Below are 16,140 nucleotides of genomic sequence, written 5' to 3'. Positions count from 1 at the left end.
GTGCCGTAACGCAGGTGCACCCGTTTCTCTTGGTCGCAAGACCTGCCCTCGATCTTCCCCTACGACGGCGAACGGCACTTCCGTGTTCGTCGGCTCAGCTGAGCGATTTGAGTTCGTCGAGGGCGCCCGCAAGGGCAGGGCCACGGACTGGGAGGAGGTACGACGCGGGCGCCGGGAGGGTGTGGCGCCGTGTCAGCGCGGCACTTCCACCTCGATGCCGCCGAGAGGGTAGTTCCAGCGCCGGTCGAGCCGGGAGCCGGTCTTCCGGGCGCCCTTCAGGTTCTTCACGAAGGCCCTGCGCTGGGCCGGGGTCGCCGAGCGCCATCGCAGTTCGAGGACCGGGCGTACCGGAGGGATGAGTTCGCGCATCCGCTGGTCGTACCTGGCGAGGCTCGCCTCGTAGTCGAACGGCCGGTAGACCAGGTCGAGGTCGATCGACGGTGCCGGGCCGCCTGCCTCGTGGTGGCAGGAGCCCAGCCAGCCGGCGAGGTAGTCCAGCCCGATCCGTACGTCGGAGGAGGCTTGGTCCTGCCACTTGCCGAGGTAGGGCGCGTTGACCGCCTCCGCGGTCACCTCTTCAGGCATCACGATCAGTCCGCGCACGGAGGTGCCCGACAGGGCGATGTGGATACGCGGCCAGTGTCCGCCGGCCTCGATCCGGAAGGAGGGGAAGTAGCCCGCCATGCCCATCCCCGTCCGCAGCTGGGCCCAGCCCATCGCGTCGGACGGAAGCCGCTCCGGCGAGTAGGGCCCGCTGGTGCGGTGGCCGAGGTCGCCCTCCCGCATCATGAACACGGCCTCGAACACATCCCCGCGCAGGGCCATGCTCACGGGGAAGTACGCCCCGACCTCCGCCATGAAGGCTTTGCCGGTGATCAGGGCGCCGATGCTGGACCCGTCCGCATTCATCGCCGTCTCCTCCATCCCCTCCGCGGCCTGGGCGGCACCGGCCCGGGCAGACTGTCCAGTTCGGCCTGGACGGCGAGGGTGTCCGGGTGGTGCTCGCCCAGACGCAGCCGCCGTTTCGCCAGCACTTTGCGCAGGGCCTGCGCCGCGTCACTGTGCCGTCCGCGCCGGCCGTGCACACGGGCCAGCCCCACCCGCACCTCCAGGGTCTGGAGGTCGTCGGGGCCGAGGCGCCTCACGAGCTGTGGCAGCAGCATGTCGTACAGCCGCTCGGCCTCGTCCAGTTCGCCCTTGTCGGTGAGCAGGGACGCGAGTGACGTGATCGCCTCCAGGGTGGCCGGATGGTCCGGTCCCAGGTCCCGTTCGCGTTCCGCGGTCACCGCCCGGATCAGGGCGAGGGCTTCCGTCTGCCGGCGCAGATCGATCAGTACCGCGGCCCAGCCGAGCATCGCGCGCTGGGTGTCGACGTGCCCGGCGTCCCACAGATGGGAGCGCACGTCGACGACGAGCTGCCAGGTCCGCTCGGCCGCGACCGGATCGCCCTCGCTGTGCAGGAGGGGGGCGGCCTCGGCGAGCGTGACGAGGTCGTCCTGGAGCAGGCCGGCGAAGTGGTTGGCCCAGAAGGTCTCGGACCGGTTGAGTTCTTCCTCCGGTCTCAGCAGCAGCGTGAGCGCCTCGGCCGTGCCCGGAGTCCTGTCGGGCTCCCGGCTCGCCAGGTCCTCGGCCACGGAGTGCATGTAGAGGCGGTAGCCCGTGTCGTTGCGCGAGGGGACCTTGTCCAGTTCGGCGGCGAGTTCCAGGGTGCGGGTGACCGCGTGCCGCTGCCGCTCGCCGATGCGGGCCATCGCCTCGATGAGCGCCGGGCGGGTGTCGTCACGGGACGGCAGCTCGACGGCGACTTCGGCACGCAGTTCCTCGATCACCGGCTCGGCCTCCGCGCGCAGCACTCCGGTCGCCGAGCCGAAGTCGTACTCCCAGTCCAGGGCCCAGGTCAGCAGGCGGCCGCGTTCGTCGCCGGCCAGGAGCAGGGCACCGTCGGGGGCCAGGGCGACGTCGGTGACGGCGGTCGAGAAGCCGGTGAAGGCCCGTAGTTCCCTGCCGGTCTTCAGGTCCCACAGGCGTGCCTGGCGGTCCTCGCCGCCTGACGCCGCGAGGAGGAAGTCCGGTGTGACGGCGAGGCTGCGCACGGCGGCGGTGTGTCCGGTGAGCACATGGACGCAGCGGGCGGCGGCGACGTCCCACAGGCGGACGGTGCCGTCGACGGAGCAGGACAGCAGGTGCCGGCCGTCGGCGCCGGGCAGGACGTCGACCACGGCGTCCGTGTGTCCGGTCAGCACGGCCTCGCACTGTCCGTCGGCGGTTCGCCAGACGCGTACGGTCGCGTCGGCGCCGCCGGTGACGACGTAGCGGCCGTCCTCGCTCAGCCGTGCGGCGCCGATCCACTCCTCGTGTCCGCCCAGCACCCACCGCAGTTGGCCTGTGCGCAGGTCCCAGATCTTCACGGTGACGTCCTGGCCGCGGGAGAGCCCGTAGCGGTGGTCGGCGCTGACGGCCACGTCCAGCACGGCTCCGGGGTGGGCCTCCCAGCGTCCGAGGGACCGGCCGCTCGGGATGTCCCAGGCGGCGACGACGCCGTCGGCGGTTCCGGAGAGGGCCACCTGGCCGTCCTCGCTGACGGCGACGTAGTACACGTGGTCGCGGGGGCTGGTGAACAGCTGGACGATGCGCCGGTCGCGGGGCTGCCAGGCGACGACCCGGCCGTCCTCTCCGCCGGACACCGCGAGCCGGCCGTCGGCGGTCATCGCCAGGGCGCTGAGGTGTCCGGTGTGCAGGCTGAGCGTGTGCAGCAGCTGCCCGGTCTCCACGTCGAAGACCCAGGCTTCGGAGTTCCCGGCCCGGGCGAGCGCGGTGGGGCTGCGCCCGCTGAGTGCCAGGGCCCAGGACCGGTCGCCGTCGGGGGTGATCCGGCCCGCGGACCAGGCGTCGACGAGTGCGGTACGGCGGCCGAGGGCACCGAGTCGGCGCCACAGGCGTACGGGCTCGGTGTGGCGCCGGTGCCCAGGCAGTGCGCGGGCGGCGCGGATCAGTTCGGCCGCGTCCTCCAGCCGTCCGGCTGCGCCGTGCGTCACCGCGTGGTCCAGCAGTTCGGCCGCTCGGGCGGCAGCGGCGGTGACCTCCCCGGCCTGGTGGGGGCGGACGTAGCTCCAGGGGGCCGGTGGTCCGGCGGGCGGCAGGTGCCATACGCGCACGGTCTTGCCCTCGGCGGTGAGGGCGCGGTGCCCGGTCGCGCTCAGCGCGACCTCCTTGGCGGCGGGTGTGGCATCCAGGGAGAGACGGCAGCGGCCCGTGGCGATCTCCCACACCCGTGACGGCTCGGCGCGTCCGCCGCTGGAGAAGCCGACCGTGCCGTCCGAGTTCAGGGCTGTCCGGCCGTATTCGGTCTTGAGGACCCGTGAGGCATCACCGGAGCCGAGGTCGGCCAGTCGTACGTGGGCGCTCCCGCCGGTGACGGCGACGAGTCGGCCGTCGTCGGTGAACTCCACGTTCAGGCAGGCGTGGTCGAACCGGTGGACCAGTGCGCCCGTGCGGACGTCGTACACCGAGGTCGTCCGGCGTGTGTGGTCGACGGTGCAGCACAGGGTGCCCCGGGCGCCCAGGAAGTCGACCCTGCTCTCGAACTGCCGCACGTCCACGGGTTCGCCGGTCGCCACGTCCCAGGTGACGACCTCTCCCTCGTCCCCGCTGGTGACCGCGTGCCGCTGATCCTCCGTCAGCGCGACTGCGAGCACCCAGCCGGGGTGGCCGGGGAGTTCGAACCCGGTGGCGGTTTCGAAGTCGAGCACCAGCGCGCGCCGGGTGCCCCCGCCGACGACCAGGACGCGTCCGTCGTCGCTGACCGCGAGTGCGGAGGCGCGGTAGGTGTCGAGGTTCAGTTCCTGGCGACACTCCCCCGCGGCGAGGTCCCAGATCCGCAGTCCGCCGGAACCGTCCGCCGAGATTCCCCTCGTGCCGTCCGGGGTCAGGGCGAGGGCGGTGATCCAGTCGTCGTGTTCCCCGGGCAGTACGGACTGGGCCGGGGCGGGCGCGTTCTGCACCGAGGCGAGGGCGGCGGCGATCTGCGGGTCGTCGGGCATCCGCGCGGACGCGTCCCGCAGTAGTTCGGCCGCGGCAGGCGCGTCGCCCCGCTCGCGGTGCACCAGTGCCAGCAGGTAGGTGCCGTTGTCGGGATCGCCGAAGCGGACGGATTCCAGCTCGTCCACCAGTTCGGCGTCGGTGATCACACCCGTGCGCCAGCGGTGCAGTCCGCGGTTGTAGCGGGCGTGCGCGTGGTGGGGATCCGCCCGCAGGGCGCGGGTCCACAGTTCCTCGGCGCTGTCGCGGCGGCCGAGGTCGAGCATCGACAGCGCGTGGTTGGAGAGGCTGTCGGCGAGCAGGGTGGCCGCGGACGGGGCGCGGCGGGGATAGGGGCCGACCTCGCGCCGGTGCACCTCGACCAGCCGCTCGGCGAGCGGGCCGAGCCGGGAGGGGCGTGCGGCGGGGTCCTCCGCGAAGCACTCGCGCAGTACGTCCAGCATCTCGACCGGCACCCGCTGGATCGCGCCCGGCGTCCCGGATCGGGTGTAGCCCTCGAAGGCGGCGCCCGCGGTGGTCCCGTCCCGTACCGGCGGTCTGCCCAGGAGCATTTCGAACACGGTGACCGCCCAGGACCAGACGTCCGTGGCCGGGGTGAGCCCGGACGGTGACCGTGCCTGCTCGGGCGAGCAGTACGCGGGGTCCAGGCCGCCCCGGCTGACGAACGGCTCCGCGTCCCCTGCCGAGCGGGCCCGTGCCAGGCCGAAGTCGGTGACCTTGACCGTGCCGTCCCGCATCAGCATCACGTTGGCGGGCTTGACGTCCTGGTGCACGACGCCGTTCTCGTGCGCGTGGTCCAGGCCCCAGGCGGACTGGATCGCGACGTCCAGCAGCGCCGCGAGGGGGTCGTCGCCGTACAGGGTCCGGTTACGGACGGCTTCCGCGAGGCTGCCGCCGTCGGCCCACTCGGCGAAGACCCTGGGCACGTCCTCCAGGGTGCGCACGTAGACGCAGTTGGCGATGTGCGGGTGCAGGCCCAGCCCCACCCACACCTCGGCCTCGCGCTCGAAGTCCCCGATTCCGTCCGGCGAGCGGACGACGGCCGGGCGCGGGGTCTTCACCGCCAAGTCGATGTCCCAGCCGCGGTGGTGGACCCGGTGCACCAGTCCCAGGCCCCCGGTGCGCACGACGTCCAGGACCTCGTACAGGTCCAGGATGACGTCCCCGCGGCGCCAAGTGGCCATCGTCGTCAGTCCACCACTGCGGCATACAGGGGTGTTCCCAGCAGCACCGACCTGCCAGTGCCGTCCGGGCTTTCGCCGTGCAGCAGCCGCTTCGCCACGAACTCGACGTTCTGCGCCGGCCAGCGCAGTCGCGCGACGGCCCGCTCGACGCGGCCCAGCGCCGCGCGATCGACGCGGTCGAGGTCACCGTCCACCGCGTCGGCGACGTACTCGTCCTCCAGGTCGGAGGTGATCCCGAGGCCGTCGAGCATGGAGGACATCATCGAGCGCCCCACGCCGTGGGCCTCGGCGTTCGGCACGTAGTCGTACACGTGCCGGTACGAGCCGCCCAGGGCGAGGACGGTGTTCTCGCTGCGCCCGCCGAAGAACACCAGGGAGGACGCGGGGTCGTCGCGGAACGCGCCCCAGCGCATCCGCAGCGAGCCCCAGAAGTACTGGCCCGGTGCGTCCACCGTGCCGAGGTCACCGTGGTCGCGGAGGTAGCGGACGACCGCCTCGAGACGGGTGATCCGGTCGTTCGGCGGGCCGTCGGTGGTGCGCTTCGCCGACAGCACGGAGAGGTTCACGCCCACCTCCGTCTGCCGCTTGGCCCCGAACCCGGGGTCGATCTGCGGCAACAGCATGTCGACCTTGCTGTCGGAGATGTACACGTAGTAGCTCAACGACACTGCCGGATCCTCCCAGGCCTCGACCTTCCCAGCCTATCGATCACGACCCTTCGTGAGCCATGGGGTGCGCGGGCGTAGGGAGTTGGGCGGTGCGGCGCGACGACGTCCTCGCCACCCAGGCGGTTGCCGGAGCGGGCGTGGGGGCACGTGCACGGCGAGATCGTGGGCCTCACACACCGCGCCGGCGAGCCGGCCGGGCGCCTGCAAGAGCAGTGATCGCGATGCCGAGCGTCATCGTGCGTCATCCGCTCAGGCTGAAGACGCCGATGCTGGAGTGGCCGAGGGTCAGCACGAGGAACACGCCGAACCCGGCGACGGTGTTCGGCATGAGGCCGCTGATGACGAAGCAGCGGCCGGTGGCGAGCAGTCCGAGGTCGTACGGCTTGCGGCAGCCGGCCCACCGGCGTCCACATGCGCGGCCGCGACCTCGGACAGGTGCCCACGGCCGACATGCCAGGACTTCTTCGAGGCATCGCACGGACCGCCGTGATCTCCGGGACTGCCACAGCGGTGTCCCACCGTGTCTCCAGGCGTCGGTCCGGCCGCTGGGCAGAGCAGCAGCGGCGGTTCGCGTACGAGCAGCCCGCTGCCGCCCGACCACCGGCCCGCCCCAGCCAGCGGCACCGTCCTGCGCGGGCGACGCAATGACCAGCGAGATCGGCCGGCTCAAGCAGCTCGCCGACCTCAAGGCAGAAGGAATCCTGACCGACGAGGAGATGCAGGCCCGGAAAAACGCCGAAACCTCGCCTGACGCGCCGGGAGCGGCCATGGGTCGCAAGCGGTTCACTTGTCGGCTGCCCAATCCAGGGCGTCAACCTTCGCGCTTCACACGCGGAGTAAGGCCACGCCTCAGGGCCGCAGTCACGTCCCCGACGGCCTCGGCTGTTCCCGTGGTACCGAGCTCTCGGCGATCGCCATCCACTGGTCCAGGTCGGCCTGGGTGAACTCCGTCCACGGGGGGATCTCGGGAAGCCGACGGAGGAAGGCATAGGCCTCGGAGATCCTGGTGCCTTGGAGGACCGGGCAATGACAGCCGACGACGGCCTCGGCGTTCAGGCGTTGGAAGTCGTCCACGACCGTCCCGAACTTCTCGCCGTCCAGCAATGCGACCCACGGAGAGACCAGCCGTCCGCCGAAGAACTGGCCGTCGCGGAACTCGTCCGGGGACAACGCCGCCACATCCGGCATCGGGGTGGGTACGTTCGTGGCGAAGGTGTCGACAGCCCACAAAACGCTGGTCTTCGAATCGAAAAGGGCACGCGTTGTGGGGTTGTCGTACAGGGGCGGTCGCTTGGCGACCAGGGTGCGGTCGCCCACGTCGATCGTGTCGCCGTCGGTCATGAAGCGGCACCGGTTGATGGGAGTCTCCCACTCCTCGGCCATGCGGCCGATGGAGAACCACGTGGTCAGCAGGGTCGCGTTCGGGCATTCGGCGAGAACCGCCAGGAGGTTGCCGGCGTGGTCGCGGTCGTCGTGGGTGAGGAAGATCCACCGTACGTCCAGAGGGTCCACAATGGACCAGGCTGCCTCCAGCCACTGGGAGCGCACCGCGGGCGCCCCGGTGTCCACCAGGACCGGCTCGGCTCCCCGGATCACCATCGAGTTCATCGGAAAGTGGCCGACCGGCGGCGCCTCAAGGGCCCACGGGATGACGAACGTCTCCTCGGCGATCTTGTAAGGCTGCAGAAGGTTGAACGTTTCCATGGTGTGCATCGCTGCTCTCCCTAGAACGGAGTCGCGCAGCATCTATAAATCCAGTGCAGCCCCATGAAAGCCCATCGTCAAACGCAGAACGTTCACGTGTCCCCGTCGGTCCGCTGCGGGGACACCACGTCGGTGGCGTGCGGCCCCTTTCGGCGCTGGGGCAGGTCGACGGCCCGTTTGTCACCTCGGGTCGGCGCCGCGTTCCACCTTCCCGTGTCGGCACGGCAGTGCGCTGCTCGATCGCACGGGTGCTCCTGTCGTTCCAGGGGCGGTCCGGGGTTCAACGGTCGCTGTGAATGCCTCGTCCGAGATTTTCCGTGCAGCCGGTCATGCTGTCGTCCTGGTGACTCTGAGTGTTCGACGGGTGGCGACCACGGGCAGGAGTGCCGCCGCCATGAGAGCCCCTCCGGCCGACGCGCTGCAGCCATGCCGACCGCCGGACACACGCAACGCCGCATGTCCCCAGTTCACAGATCAGTGTCACCATCTCAACGAGCAGCTCTCCGCCAGGAGTTCGAGCAGGGCGCGGAGCTCGTCGAGGAGCACCGCGGCGGTCGCTTTGCCACTGTCCCGGGCGGGGCGCTCCCGCAACAGGCGACGTACGGCCGGTTCGTCGAGCACGCGCGGATCCTGGCCCGTGCCGCCGCCCGGCCAGGGCGAGAGCAGCGGGACGGCGAACTTGGCCGAACCAGCTCCGAATCCGCCGACGCAAGGCGGCCAGCCCGTCGGCGAAATCGAGCATCGTCCGCACCCAGCCGTGCCAGACGGGGTGGCGCTCGGGCTCCACCAGCACATCAACACTCAGTACGGCTTCCATCGTCGGCGAGTAGGCGCACACCCCCGCTCCGCACCGCCGGCAGCAACCCGGAACACGATCGTCATGACCCGCCATCCTTGCCGCACGGCGCCCACGACGGGAGCCGTGCCACCGGACGGCCCGACGGCCCGACGGCCCGACGGCACATGAGAATCACCGCACAGCCGTCCGACAGCTCGCGTACTGCCTCCTTCTCGGCCTTCGGCCTACCCTCATTCCGTCAGCGTGCTGAGGACAGCGCCGGAAGACGGCCGTCATGCGTCAAGACGACGGGGTGCCGTACTGCAGGCCGCGGCCGTTGGTGCCGACATACACCCGGCCCCGTAGGTGTCCGGGTCGCCGGTGCTGACGCCGACACCGCCGATGGCACCCCGCTGGTGGGCCTTGTCGTTGACGCGAACCCAAGTGGCACCCTTGCCGGTGGAGCGGAATACGCCGGTGACGTTCTTGACGGTGCCGATCAGATACAGGGCCTGGTAACCGGTGCCCGGCTTGGCCTTGCCGAAGCCGAGGCCGGAGGCGCCCTGCACGGACCTCAGCGTGGTGAAGGTACGGCCACCGTCGGTGGAGTGCGGCAGCCCTTGGCACTGCTGGCGATCCACAGGTCGCCGGCGACACCCGGTGACGGCCGTCAGCGGGCCGTCGGGCAGGCTGACGGCCCGCGCGGTGAACGTCGCGCCACCATCGCCGCTGGCGTGGAGCGTGCCGCCGGACAGCGAGTAGAAGGTCTTCGCCGAGGAACGGTCGGCGATCACCACGGCGTCGGCGCCCAGACCGCCGCCCCGCAACCAGCTCGACCCCGTGTCAGTCGAGCGGTATGGGGCCTGGCCGTCCTCGATCCACACGATGGCGGAGCCGTCCGGGGCGAGTGCGATGCGGCCGTGGCCGCCGAGCCACCCGCGACGCTCAGAACCTGGGCGCTCCTGCAGGAGGTGAGGGTCACGGCTCCCGAGCCGCCCACCTCGTCGATCCGCCACTCCTGCGAGGTGGCCGAACTGTCGGTCTGCTGCTCGGCAGTGGCCGACTCGGCGGTCGAATTATCCGTGATGCCCAGCGCCTTGCCGCTGTTGCGGTTCACCAGCTCGTAGTAGCCGCCCCCCTGCGGGCTTGATCCGCCACTGCTGGTTGGCGGTGTTCCGGTCCGTCCACTGCTGGATCCGGGTGCCGTCAACCGTGGAGTACCCGTCGACATCCAGCACCTTGCCACTGCTCACCGACACCAGCCGGTATTAGGCGTCGTCGTCGACCGTCGCCGCCTGCGAGTCCTCCTGCGCGAACAGCAGATACGGCATGGGGGGTGTGCTCCTTGCAGCCGTTCAGCAGATGAAGCGCGGATTCGAGCACCCTGATGATCGAACCCGCTGCCTAGTGGCCACGGAACCGCACAGGGTTGCCGTGGGATCCAAGATTTCTTCAGGCGAGCTCAGCCGCCCAACATCCCATGTCTGACTCGATGCCAGGCATCGACCGGCCATACTTCCGGACCCAGCCGGTGTTTTGTGTCGCGACTCTAGACACAGGCAATGTTCATGCCCGTTAATCCATCCCATGTGTCGATGGAGCGGGACGACGGGCCTGAGACCCCAGTGCACGCCAAGTCCCCTTGCGTAGGCGGGCTGCCGACCGAGCCTCCTGTGTCTCAGTCCTCGTCCGCCCAGCCCTTCGACCAATGCCCGATATATCGAACATCAAGGAACGTCGCAGCACGCCTGTCCAGCAGCCCCCTGACGGGGCCCAGGGAACCGCTCACTCAAGGAATGAGGTCCCTATGCACAGACGTACGTTCAGCCGCAAGCATCTGCCCGTGGTGCTCGCGGCCCTGGTCGCCTCGGCGGCGACGCTCGTCGCCAACCCCGCTCAGGCGGCCACCAGCGGCGCCTTGCGCGGCACTGGTTCCGGCCGATGTCTCGATGTGCCGAACGCCGGCCGAACGGACGGCACGAACCTGCAGGTCTGGGACTGCCATGGCGGGACCAACCAGCAGTGGACGCTGACCGACAACAACCAGCTGACCGTGTACGGCGACAAGTGCCTCGACGTACCGGGCCACGCCACCACGGCCGGGACCCGGCCGGTGATCTGGTCCTGCAACGGCGGGACCAACCAGCAGTGGCGGGTCAACTCGGACGGCACGGTCGTCGCCGTGGAGTCCGGGCTGTGCCTGGACGTGTCGGGCGGCGCCACGGCCAACGGCACGGCGGTGCAGCTCTGGAACTGCACCGGCGGCAGCAACCAGAAGTGGACCGGTCTGTCGGTACCGGGCGGCACGTGTGCCCTTCCGTCCGCGTACCGGTGGAGTTCGACCGGCCCGTTGGCGCAGCCGGCGAACGGGTGGGCCGCGCTGAAGGACTTCACCACCGTGACGTACAACGGCAAGCACCTCGTCTACGCGACCGCCTCCGACGGATCGTCGTGGAAATCGATGGGGTTCAGTCCCTTCACCAACTGGTCCGACATGGCGTCGGCCGGCCAGACCCAGATGACCCAGGGCGCGGTGGCTCCCAAACTGTTCTACTTCGCGCCCAAGAACATCTGGGTGCTCACCTCCAACGGGTGGGGAACCCAATGGCCCTTCGTCTACCGCACGTCGAGCGACCCCACCAACCCCAACGGCTGGTCAGCGGCGCAGCCGTTGTTCACCGGCGTCCTGCCCGACGGCAGCGCGATAGACCCGACCATGATCGCCGACGGCCAGAACATGCACATGTTCTTCGCCGGTGACAACGGCAAGATCTACAAGTCGACGATGCCGATCGGGAACTTCCCTGCAAGCTTCGGCTCGTCGTACACGACGATCATGAGCGACACCGTGAAGAACCTGTTCGAGGCGCCAGAGGTCTACAAGGTCCAGGGCCAAGACCAGTACCTCATGATCGTCGAGGCTCGGGGGGCGAGTGAGCAACGCTTCTTCCGCTCGTTCACGGCCACCAGCCTGAACGGTCCGTGGACCCCGCAGGCCGCCACCGAGTCCAACCCCTTCGCCGGCAAGGCCAACAGCGGCGCCACCTGGACCAACGACATCAGCCACGGCGACCTGGTCCGCAACAACCCCGACCAGACCATGACCGTCGACCCCTGCAACCTGCAGTTCCTCTACCAGGGCCTGTCCCCCAACACACCCCCGGGCACCCCCTACATCCAACTGCCGTACCGACCGGGCCTGCTCACCCTGCAGCGCTGACCCACGGGCACGGCATCACAAGCTGGTGCCGTGCCCGCCAAGCCCGCTGATTCAGCCACCACTCGCAGAAGAGGACGCCCGCATGAGAAAGCCCTGGCTCCTGCCCCTCCTCACCCTTGTCGCTGCCACGCTCGGGGTGACAGCGGCAGGTGCGGCCCCTGCCTCCGCCGCTCCCAACACCCCTTTACGGCTCATGCCGTTGGGCGACTCGATCACCTGGGGGGTGGGGAGCAGCACGGGTGACGGCTACCGAGGTCCGTTGTGGAACCGGCTTGCCGCGGACGGCCACCCGCTGGACTTCGTCGGCACGGTACGGGGCGGTTCGATGTCCGACCCCGACAACGAAGGCCACTCCGGATACCGCATCGACCAGATCGCCGCCCTCGCCGACGCCTCGCTGACCCGCTACCGGCCCAACGTCGTGACGCTGCACATCGGTACCAACGACCTCCAGGGGGCATCCGAGGTCGACAGCGCCATCACCCGGCTCAGGTCACTGGTCAACCAGGTCACCGCCGACGTCCCCGACGCGACAGTCCTCGTCGCCTCCCTGGTCGTGTCCACCAGCAGCTCGGAGGAACGGTGGCGGGGCACGTACAACCAGGCCGTCCGGCAAATCGCCGGCGACGCACAGGCCACGGGCAAACGAGTCACCTTCGTCGACATGAGCAGCCTGACCACAGCCGACCTGGCCGACCCCCTGCATCCCAACGACGCCGGCTACCAGAAGATGGCCGACGCCTTTCACCGCGGCATCCAGGCCGCGGACAGCGCGGGATGGCTGAAAAACCCCGCCCCCTCCCCGGCACACATCCAGTCCGGCATCGCCGGCAAGTGCATGGACGTCAACGGCGCCGGCACCGCCAACGGGACCACCGTCCAGACATGGAGCTGCGGCGACAGCGCCAACCAGTACTGGTCCGCCTACACCGACGGCACCCTGCGCTCCATGGGCAAGTGCCTCGACGCCGCAGGCGGCGCCGTCGCCAACGGCACCAAGACGCAGCTCTGGACCTGCCACGGCGGCGCCAACCAGGTCTGGCAGCCCTACAACGGCGGCTACCGCAATCCCGCCTCGGGCCGCTGCCTCGATGTTCCGGGCTCATCCACAGCCGACGGCGCGCAGCTCCAGCTGTGGGACTGCCACGGCGGCACCAACCAGAAGTGGACCACTCTGACCGCCGGATAACCGACGGCCTTGGCTCCTTCTTCGGGGAGTCGCCCTTGGCGAGCCGGCGTCAGTCCGAGCACGGCCAGGTCGCAGCCCGGCCACCGCCCGGCGGGGACGCCGGCGTGCTCCTGGACCTCGCGCAGCGGCGTGCGGGCCGGGCGGCGGCCGTCGCCGACGAACTCTCTGGCGCAGTGGTAGCGGTACATCTGACCGGCTCGAATCGGGTGGAGGGCCGGTGGTGGAGCTTGCGGGGACACGCCGTATGTGCTGCTCGTGGCAAGGATGTCCGGGTTTCACGAGAGGCGGGGAGCGCCGCTCATCGGTTTCACAGCCACGCATCGACGGCGGCCGCGAGGCCGTCCTGGCTCTGGAAGACGTGCCCGTTCATGCCGACCGCCTGTGCCGCGCGGACGTTCTCCTCGCGGTCGTCGACGAAGAGGAAGTCAGCGGGTGCGGACTGCAGGGCGACGACGGAGTGCCGGAAGGCGGCCGGGTCGGGCTTGGCGGCACCGATCTTTCCGGAGAAGGCGAGGTGGTCGAGGTCATGGAGCCAGGGCTGGGCGGCGAGGAAGGCGTCCGCGTGGTCCGCCGGGATGTTGGACAGCAGGGCGACCCGGGCACGGTCCCGCAGATCCCGTACGTAGGTGACCATGCGGTCGTCGACGCGGGACCAGCTGCCGATATCGGTGAGCCGCAGCTCCTCGATCGTGTCGGCGTCGGCGGCGCGGGACAGCGTGTGCAGGACGTCGGTCCAGTACGCGGACGCGGTCTGCCGGCCGGCGTCGTAGGGCGGGCGGTGCGTCCAGTAGGCCGTGGTGAAGGCGTCGGTGGAGGTGTGGCAGCGGGCCGCCATCTTCTCCATGGCGCCCAGACGTTGGTGGCGGGCTATGACGCCGAAGAGGTCGAAGAGCACGATACGGCTGCGGTCGGTGGACATGCGGGTCCGTTCTCCTGGGGGACGGGGGCGTTCGGGTCAGTCCCGGTGCGGCAGAGCGCGGGTGAGTGAGTCCAGTGCGGCCAGGCGGTCGGGGCCCACCGGGGCGAGAACGACACTGGTCGCGCCGGCCGCGTGGCGGGCGTTGATCGCCGCGCGGGCCTGGACCGGGGTGCCCGCGATGCTCAACGCACGGACCCAGTCGGCGGGCATCGTCTGGGCGAAGTGCCGGGCGTCGCGGCTGGCGGCGCGGTGTGCGCGCAGTTCCTCGGCGAAGGGCAGGGGGTCGATGTGCGCGGCCCACTGCGGTTCACCGACCGACTCCAGGACGGCGCGGACACGGGCCAGAGCGGCTTCCTCGTCGTCGTCCACGGCGGCGGCGTCGTAGACGACGATCTCCCGGGGGTGCGCGGAGGAGCCCAGGTTGCGCAGTGAGGCTGTGATGTAACCGGGTGCGGCGGGCTCGGCCAGGAGGAGTCCGTCGGCGACCTCGCCCGCGACGGCCTGCGACTTGGGGCCGCGGACGCCGAGAATCACCGGGGGGACGATGTCCGGGGTCTCGGTCAGGACCACGCCTTCGCAGCGTACGTACCGGCCGTTCTCGGGACCCGGCTTGCCGGCGATGAGCAGGCGGAGTGCTCTCGCGTACTCCTTGATGAGCGTCAGGGGGCTTTCGGGCCAGGACCCGACCTGGCGCATCCAGCCGGGCATGCCGTGGCCGATGCCCGCGATGAGCCGGCCGGGGTGGAGCTGGGCGAGGGTGGCCAGCTCCATCGCGGCGAAGGCCACGTTGCGGGCGCCGGCGGGCATGATGCCGATCCCGACGGTGAGGTTCGTGGTGGAGGCCAGGACCGTGGCCGCTTGGGCCACGCCGCCGCGCCAGCCGAGGTCCTCCACGACCCAGACCTGGTCGAACCCCAGCTCCTCGGCACGCCGCACATAGGGCAGTACCTCGCCGACAGGGAGATCGAGCGGCAGCATGACACCGACGTTGCCGCGGGTGGGCGCTGCGGGGGACTCGGACATCGAGTGACTCCTTCGGTCGGCTGAGGTCTTCCCTCCCCGGTCCGTGATGACCGGGGAGACATGGGCTTGTGCGGCACGGTTGTCAGGGACCGTGCCGCACAAGCGGTCAGTGGGTGTTGGCTGCCGTCTCGCGCTCGCGGGTGAGGTCGTCCGCCTTCTCGCCCCGGCGGACGACGACGGGGTCGGTGCGCAGGACGCCGGCGCCCACGGCGGTGGTCACACACAGCAGCGTCAACAGGACGAAGGCGTGGTCGAGGGAGACGAGGTGGGTCAGCCAGCCGATCGCGGCGGGGCCGGCGAGCATGCCGACGTAGCCGAGCCCGGCGACGCGGGAGACATTGGCCCCGGCTGCGGAGGGGTCGACATGCCCGGCCGCGCTGAACAGCTGCGGGATGCAGCCGGACAGCCCCAGGCCGAAGAGCGCCCAGCCGGTGAACACGGCCGTCATCCAGGGGCAGAGGATCACGAGGGTGATGCCGACGGCGGCCGTGGCCGCGCCGTACCGCAGGATCGCCGTGGGACCGAACCGGGCGGCGAAGCGGTCGGCGAGCAGTCGGCCGACGGTCATGGCCGCGGCGAAGGTGCCGTACGCGAAGGCCGCCGTACTGGCGGGGGCGCCCAGGACGTCCTTGAGGTGCAGGGCACTCCAGTCGTTGGCCGCGCCCTCGCACAGCATGACCATGAGCGCAAGGACGGCCAGCAGCCAGACCCGGCCCGTGCTGCCGCGGCGTTCGACGGCCGGTGACGTGCCGCTCTCCTTCACGGAGCCGGGGCACCCGACGGCGGGAGCGGCAGGCAGCAGGGCACGTTTGGCGGCCAGGGCGACCACGACGCCCGCGGTCCCCATGGCGGCCATGGTCGCGGCGGGGTTCAGGCCGATGGTCGCTGCCCCCGCTCCGGCGAGTGCGGCCAGGACACCGCCGACGGAGAACGTGGCGTGGAAGCCGGACATGACGGGGCGGCCGTACGCCTTCTCCACATGTACGGCATGGGCGTTCATGCTCACGTCCAGGCAGCCGTTGCAGAACCCGAAGACCAGCAGCGCGGCGGCGAGCGTCCACAGGTCCTGGGCGAGCCCGGGCAGAAACAGGGTCGTGCCGCACAGTGCGCCGCCGGCGGGCACCACGGTGCGGGTGCCGAGGCGGTCGGTCAGGGGGCCCGCCACCTGCATGCCCACGAAGGCCCCGAGGCCGAGCACCACCAGCAGGCCGCCGAGCGCGGCGTGACTGATGCCGACGCGCTCCTCGATCGCGGGGATGTGCACCACCCAGGTGCCCATCAAGGTGCCGCACAGGACGAAGTAGACGTAGGTCGCCACGCGGGCGGCTCGCAGGGAACGGTCCATACCGAACAGTGTAACGAACATTTTCAGCGTTCGGAAATCGCTCTAACGAACAGTTTCGTTGTTCATTCCGTG

The 16,140-nt window shown here is 70.4% G+C and carries 12 protein-coding genes and 2 pseudogenes; 2 read left to right on the top strand and 12 right to left on the bottom strand.

Annotated elements, in window-relative coordinates:
* Positions 1–192: 192 nt before the first annotated feature.
* The 9 genes and pseudogenes from ABKA17_RS43215 to ABKA17_RS43175 form a co-directional block, all read right to left on the bottom strand.
* Positions 193–909 (bottom strand): hypothetical protein, encoded by a 717-nt coding sequence (locus ABKA17_RS43215; protein ID WP_353697909.1) that lies wholly within the window; start codon positions 907–909, stop codon positions 193–195.
* Positions 906–5,222 carry a WD40 repeat domain-containing serine/threonine protein kinase gene (locus ABKA17_RS43210; protein WP_353697908.1) on the bottom strand — a complete coding sequence of 1,439 codons (4,317 nt, stop codon included), beginning with the start codon at positions 5,220–5,222 and terminating at the stop codon, positions 906–908. The genes ABKA17_RS43215 and ABKA17_RS43210 overlap by 4 nt, the downstream gene beginning before the upstream one ends.
* Positions 5,223–5,227: 5 nt before the next feature.
* Positions 5,228–5,890, bottom strand: a complete 663-nt coding sequence (locus ABKA17_RS43205) for a DUF7019 family protein (protein WP_353697907.1) — start codon at positions 5,888–5,890, stop codon at positions 5,228–5,230.
* Between the two features lie 241 nt (positions 5,891–6,131).
* Positions 6,132–6,368, bottom strand: a complete 237-nt coding sequence (locus ABKA17_RS43200) for a hypothetical protein (protein WP_353697906.1) — start codon at positions 6,366–6,368, stop codon at positions 6,132–6,134.
* 383 nt (positions 6,369–6,751) lie between these two features.
* Positions 6,752–7,603 carry an MBL fold metallo-hydrolase gene (locus ABKA17_RS43195; protein ID WP_353697905.1) on the bottom strand — a complete coding sequence of 284 codons (852 nt, stop codon included), beginning with the start codon at positions 7,601–7,603 and terminating at the stop codon, positions 6,752–6,754.
* 471 nt (positions 7,604–8,074) lie between these two features.
* Positions 8,075–8,215 carry a hypothetical protein gene (locus ABKA17_RS43190; protein WP_353697904.1) on the bottom strand — a complete coding sequence of 47 codons (141 nt, stop codon included), beginning with the start codon at positions 8,213–8,215 and terminating at the stop codon, positions 8,075–8,077.
* A 457-nt stretch (positions 8,216–8,672) separates the two neighbouring features.
* Positions 8,673–9,292 (bottom strand): annotated as a pseudogene (locus ABKA17_RS43185) (WD40/YVTN/BNR-like repeat-containing protein); the annotation flags it as partial.
* A gap of 56 nt (positions 9,293–9,348) precedes the next feature.
* Positions 9,349–9,489: pseudogene (locus ABKA17_RS43180) on the bottom strand (RICIN domain-containing protein); the annotation flags it as partial.
* The gene (locus ABKA17_RS43175) at positions 9,449–9,631 is read right to left on the bottom strand and encodes an RICIN domain-containing protein (protein ID WP_353697903.1); all 183 of its coding nucleotides are present in this window, start codon (positions 9,629–9,631) and stop codon (positions 9,449–9,451) included. The pseudogene ABKA17_RS43180 and the gene ABKA17_RS43175, both read right to left, overlap by 41 nt.
* A 548-nt stretch (positions 9,632–10,179) precedes the next feature.
* Here ABKA17_RS43175 and ABKA17_RS43170 point away from each other — a divergent pair.
* Both ABKA17_RS43170 and ABKA17_RS43165 read left to right on the top strand, forming a co-directional pair.
* The gene (locus ABKA17_RS43170; RefSeq protein WP_353697902.1) at positions 10,180–11,592 is read left to right on the top strand and encodes a non-reducing end alpha-L-arabinofuranosidase family hydrolase; all 1,413 of its coding nucleotides are present in this window, start codon (positions 10,180–10,182) and stop codon (positions 11,590–11,592) included.
* Between the two features lie 82 nt (positions 11,593–11,674).
* Positions 11,675–12,781: a ricin-type beta-trefoil lectin domain protein gene (locus ABKA17_RS43165; protein ID WP_353697901.1), complete on the top strand. Its 1,107-nt coding sequence runs from the start codon at positions 11,675–11,677 to the stop codon at positions 12,779–12,781.
* A 307-nt stretch (positions 12,782–13,088) separates the two neighbouring features.
* Here ABKA17_RS43165 and ABKA17_RS43160 read toward each other — a convergent pair whose 3' ends face one another.
* From ABKA17_RS43160 to ABKA17_RS43150, 3 genes are all read right to left on the bottom strand, one after another.
* Positions 13,089–13,700 carry an HAD family hydrolase gene (locus ABKA17_RS43160; protein ID WP_353697900.1) on the bottom strand — a complete coding sequence of 204 codons (612 nt, stop codon included), beginning with the start codon at positions 13,698–13,700 and terminating at the stop codon, positions 13,089–13,091.
* Positions 13,701–13,736: 36 nt separating this feature from the next.
* Positions 13,737–14,723: an LLM class flavin-dependent oxidoreductase gene (locus ABKA17_RS43155; RefSeq protein WP_353697899.1), complete on the bottom strand. Its 987-nt coding sequence runs from the start codon at positions 14,721–14,723 to the stop codon at positions 13,737–13,739.
* 106 nt (positions 14,724–14,829) lie between these two features.
* Complete coding sequence (locus tag ABKA17_RS43150; protein ID WP_353697898.1) at positions 14,830–16,068, bottom strand: MFS transporter; 1,239 nt, start codon at positions 16,066–16,068, stop codon at positions 14,830–14,832.
* Positions 16,069–16,140: the final 72 nt, after the last annotated feature.

This window comes from Streptomyces sp. RG80, from assembly GCF_040446465.1.
GTDB lineage: Bacteria > Actinomycetota > Actinomycetes > Streptomycetales > Streptomycetaceae > Streptomyces.
Note: the sequence above shows the minus strand (reverse complement) of the source record. Positions and strands in the feature narration are given on the sequence as shown.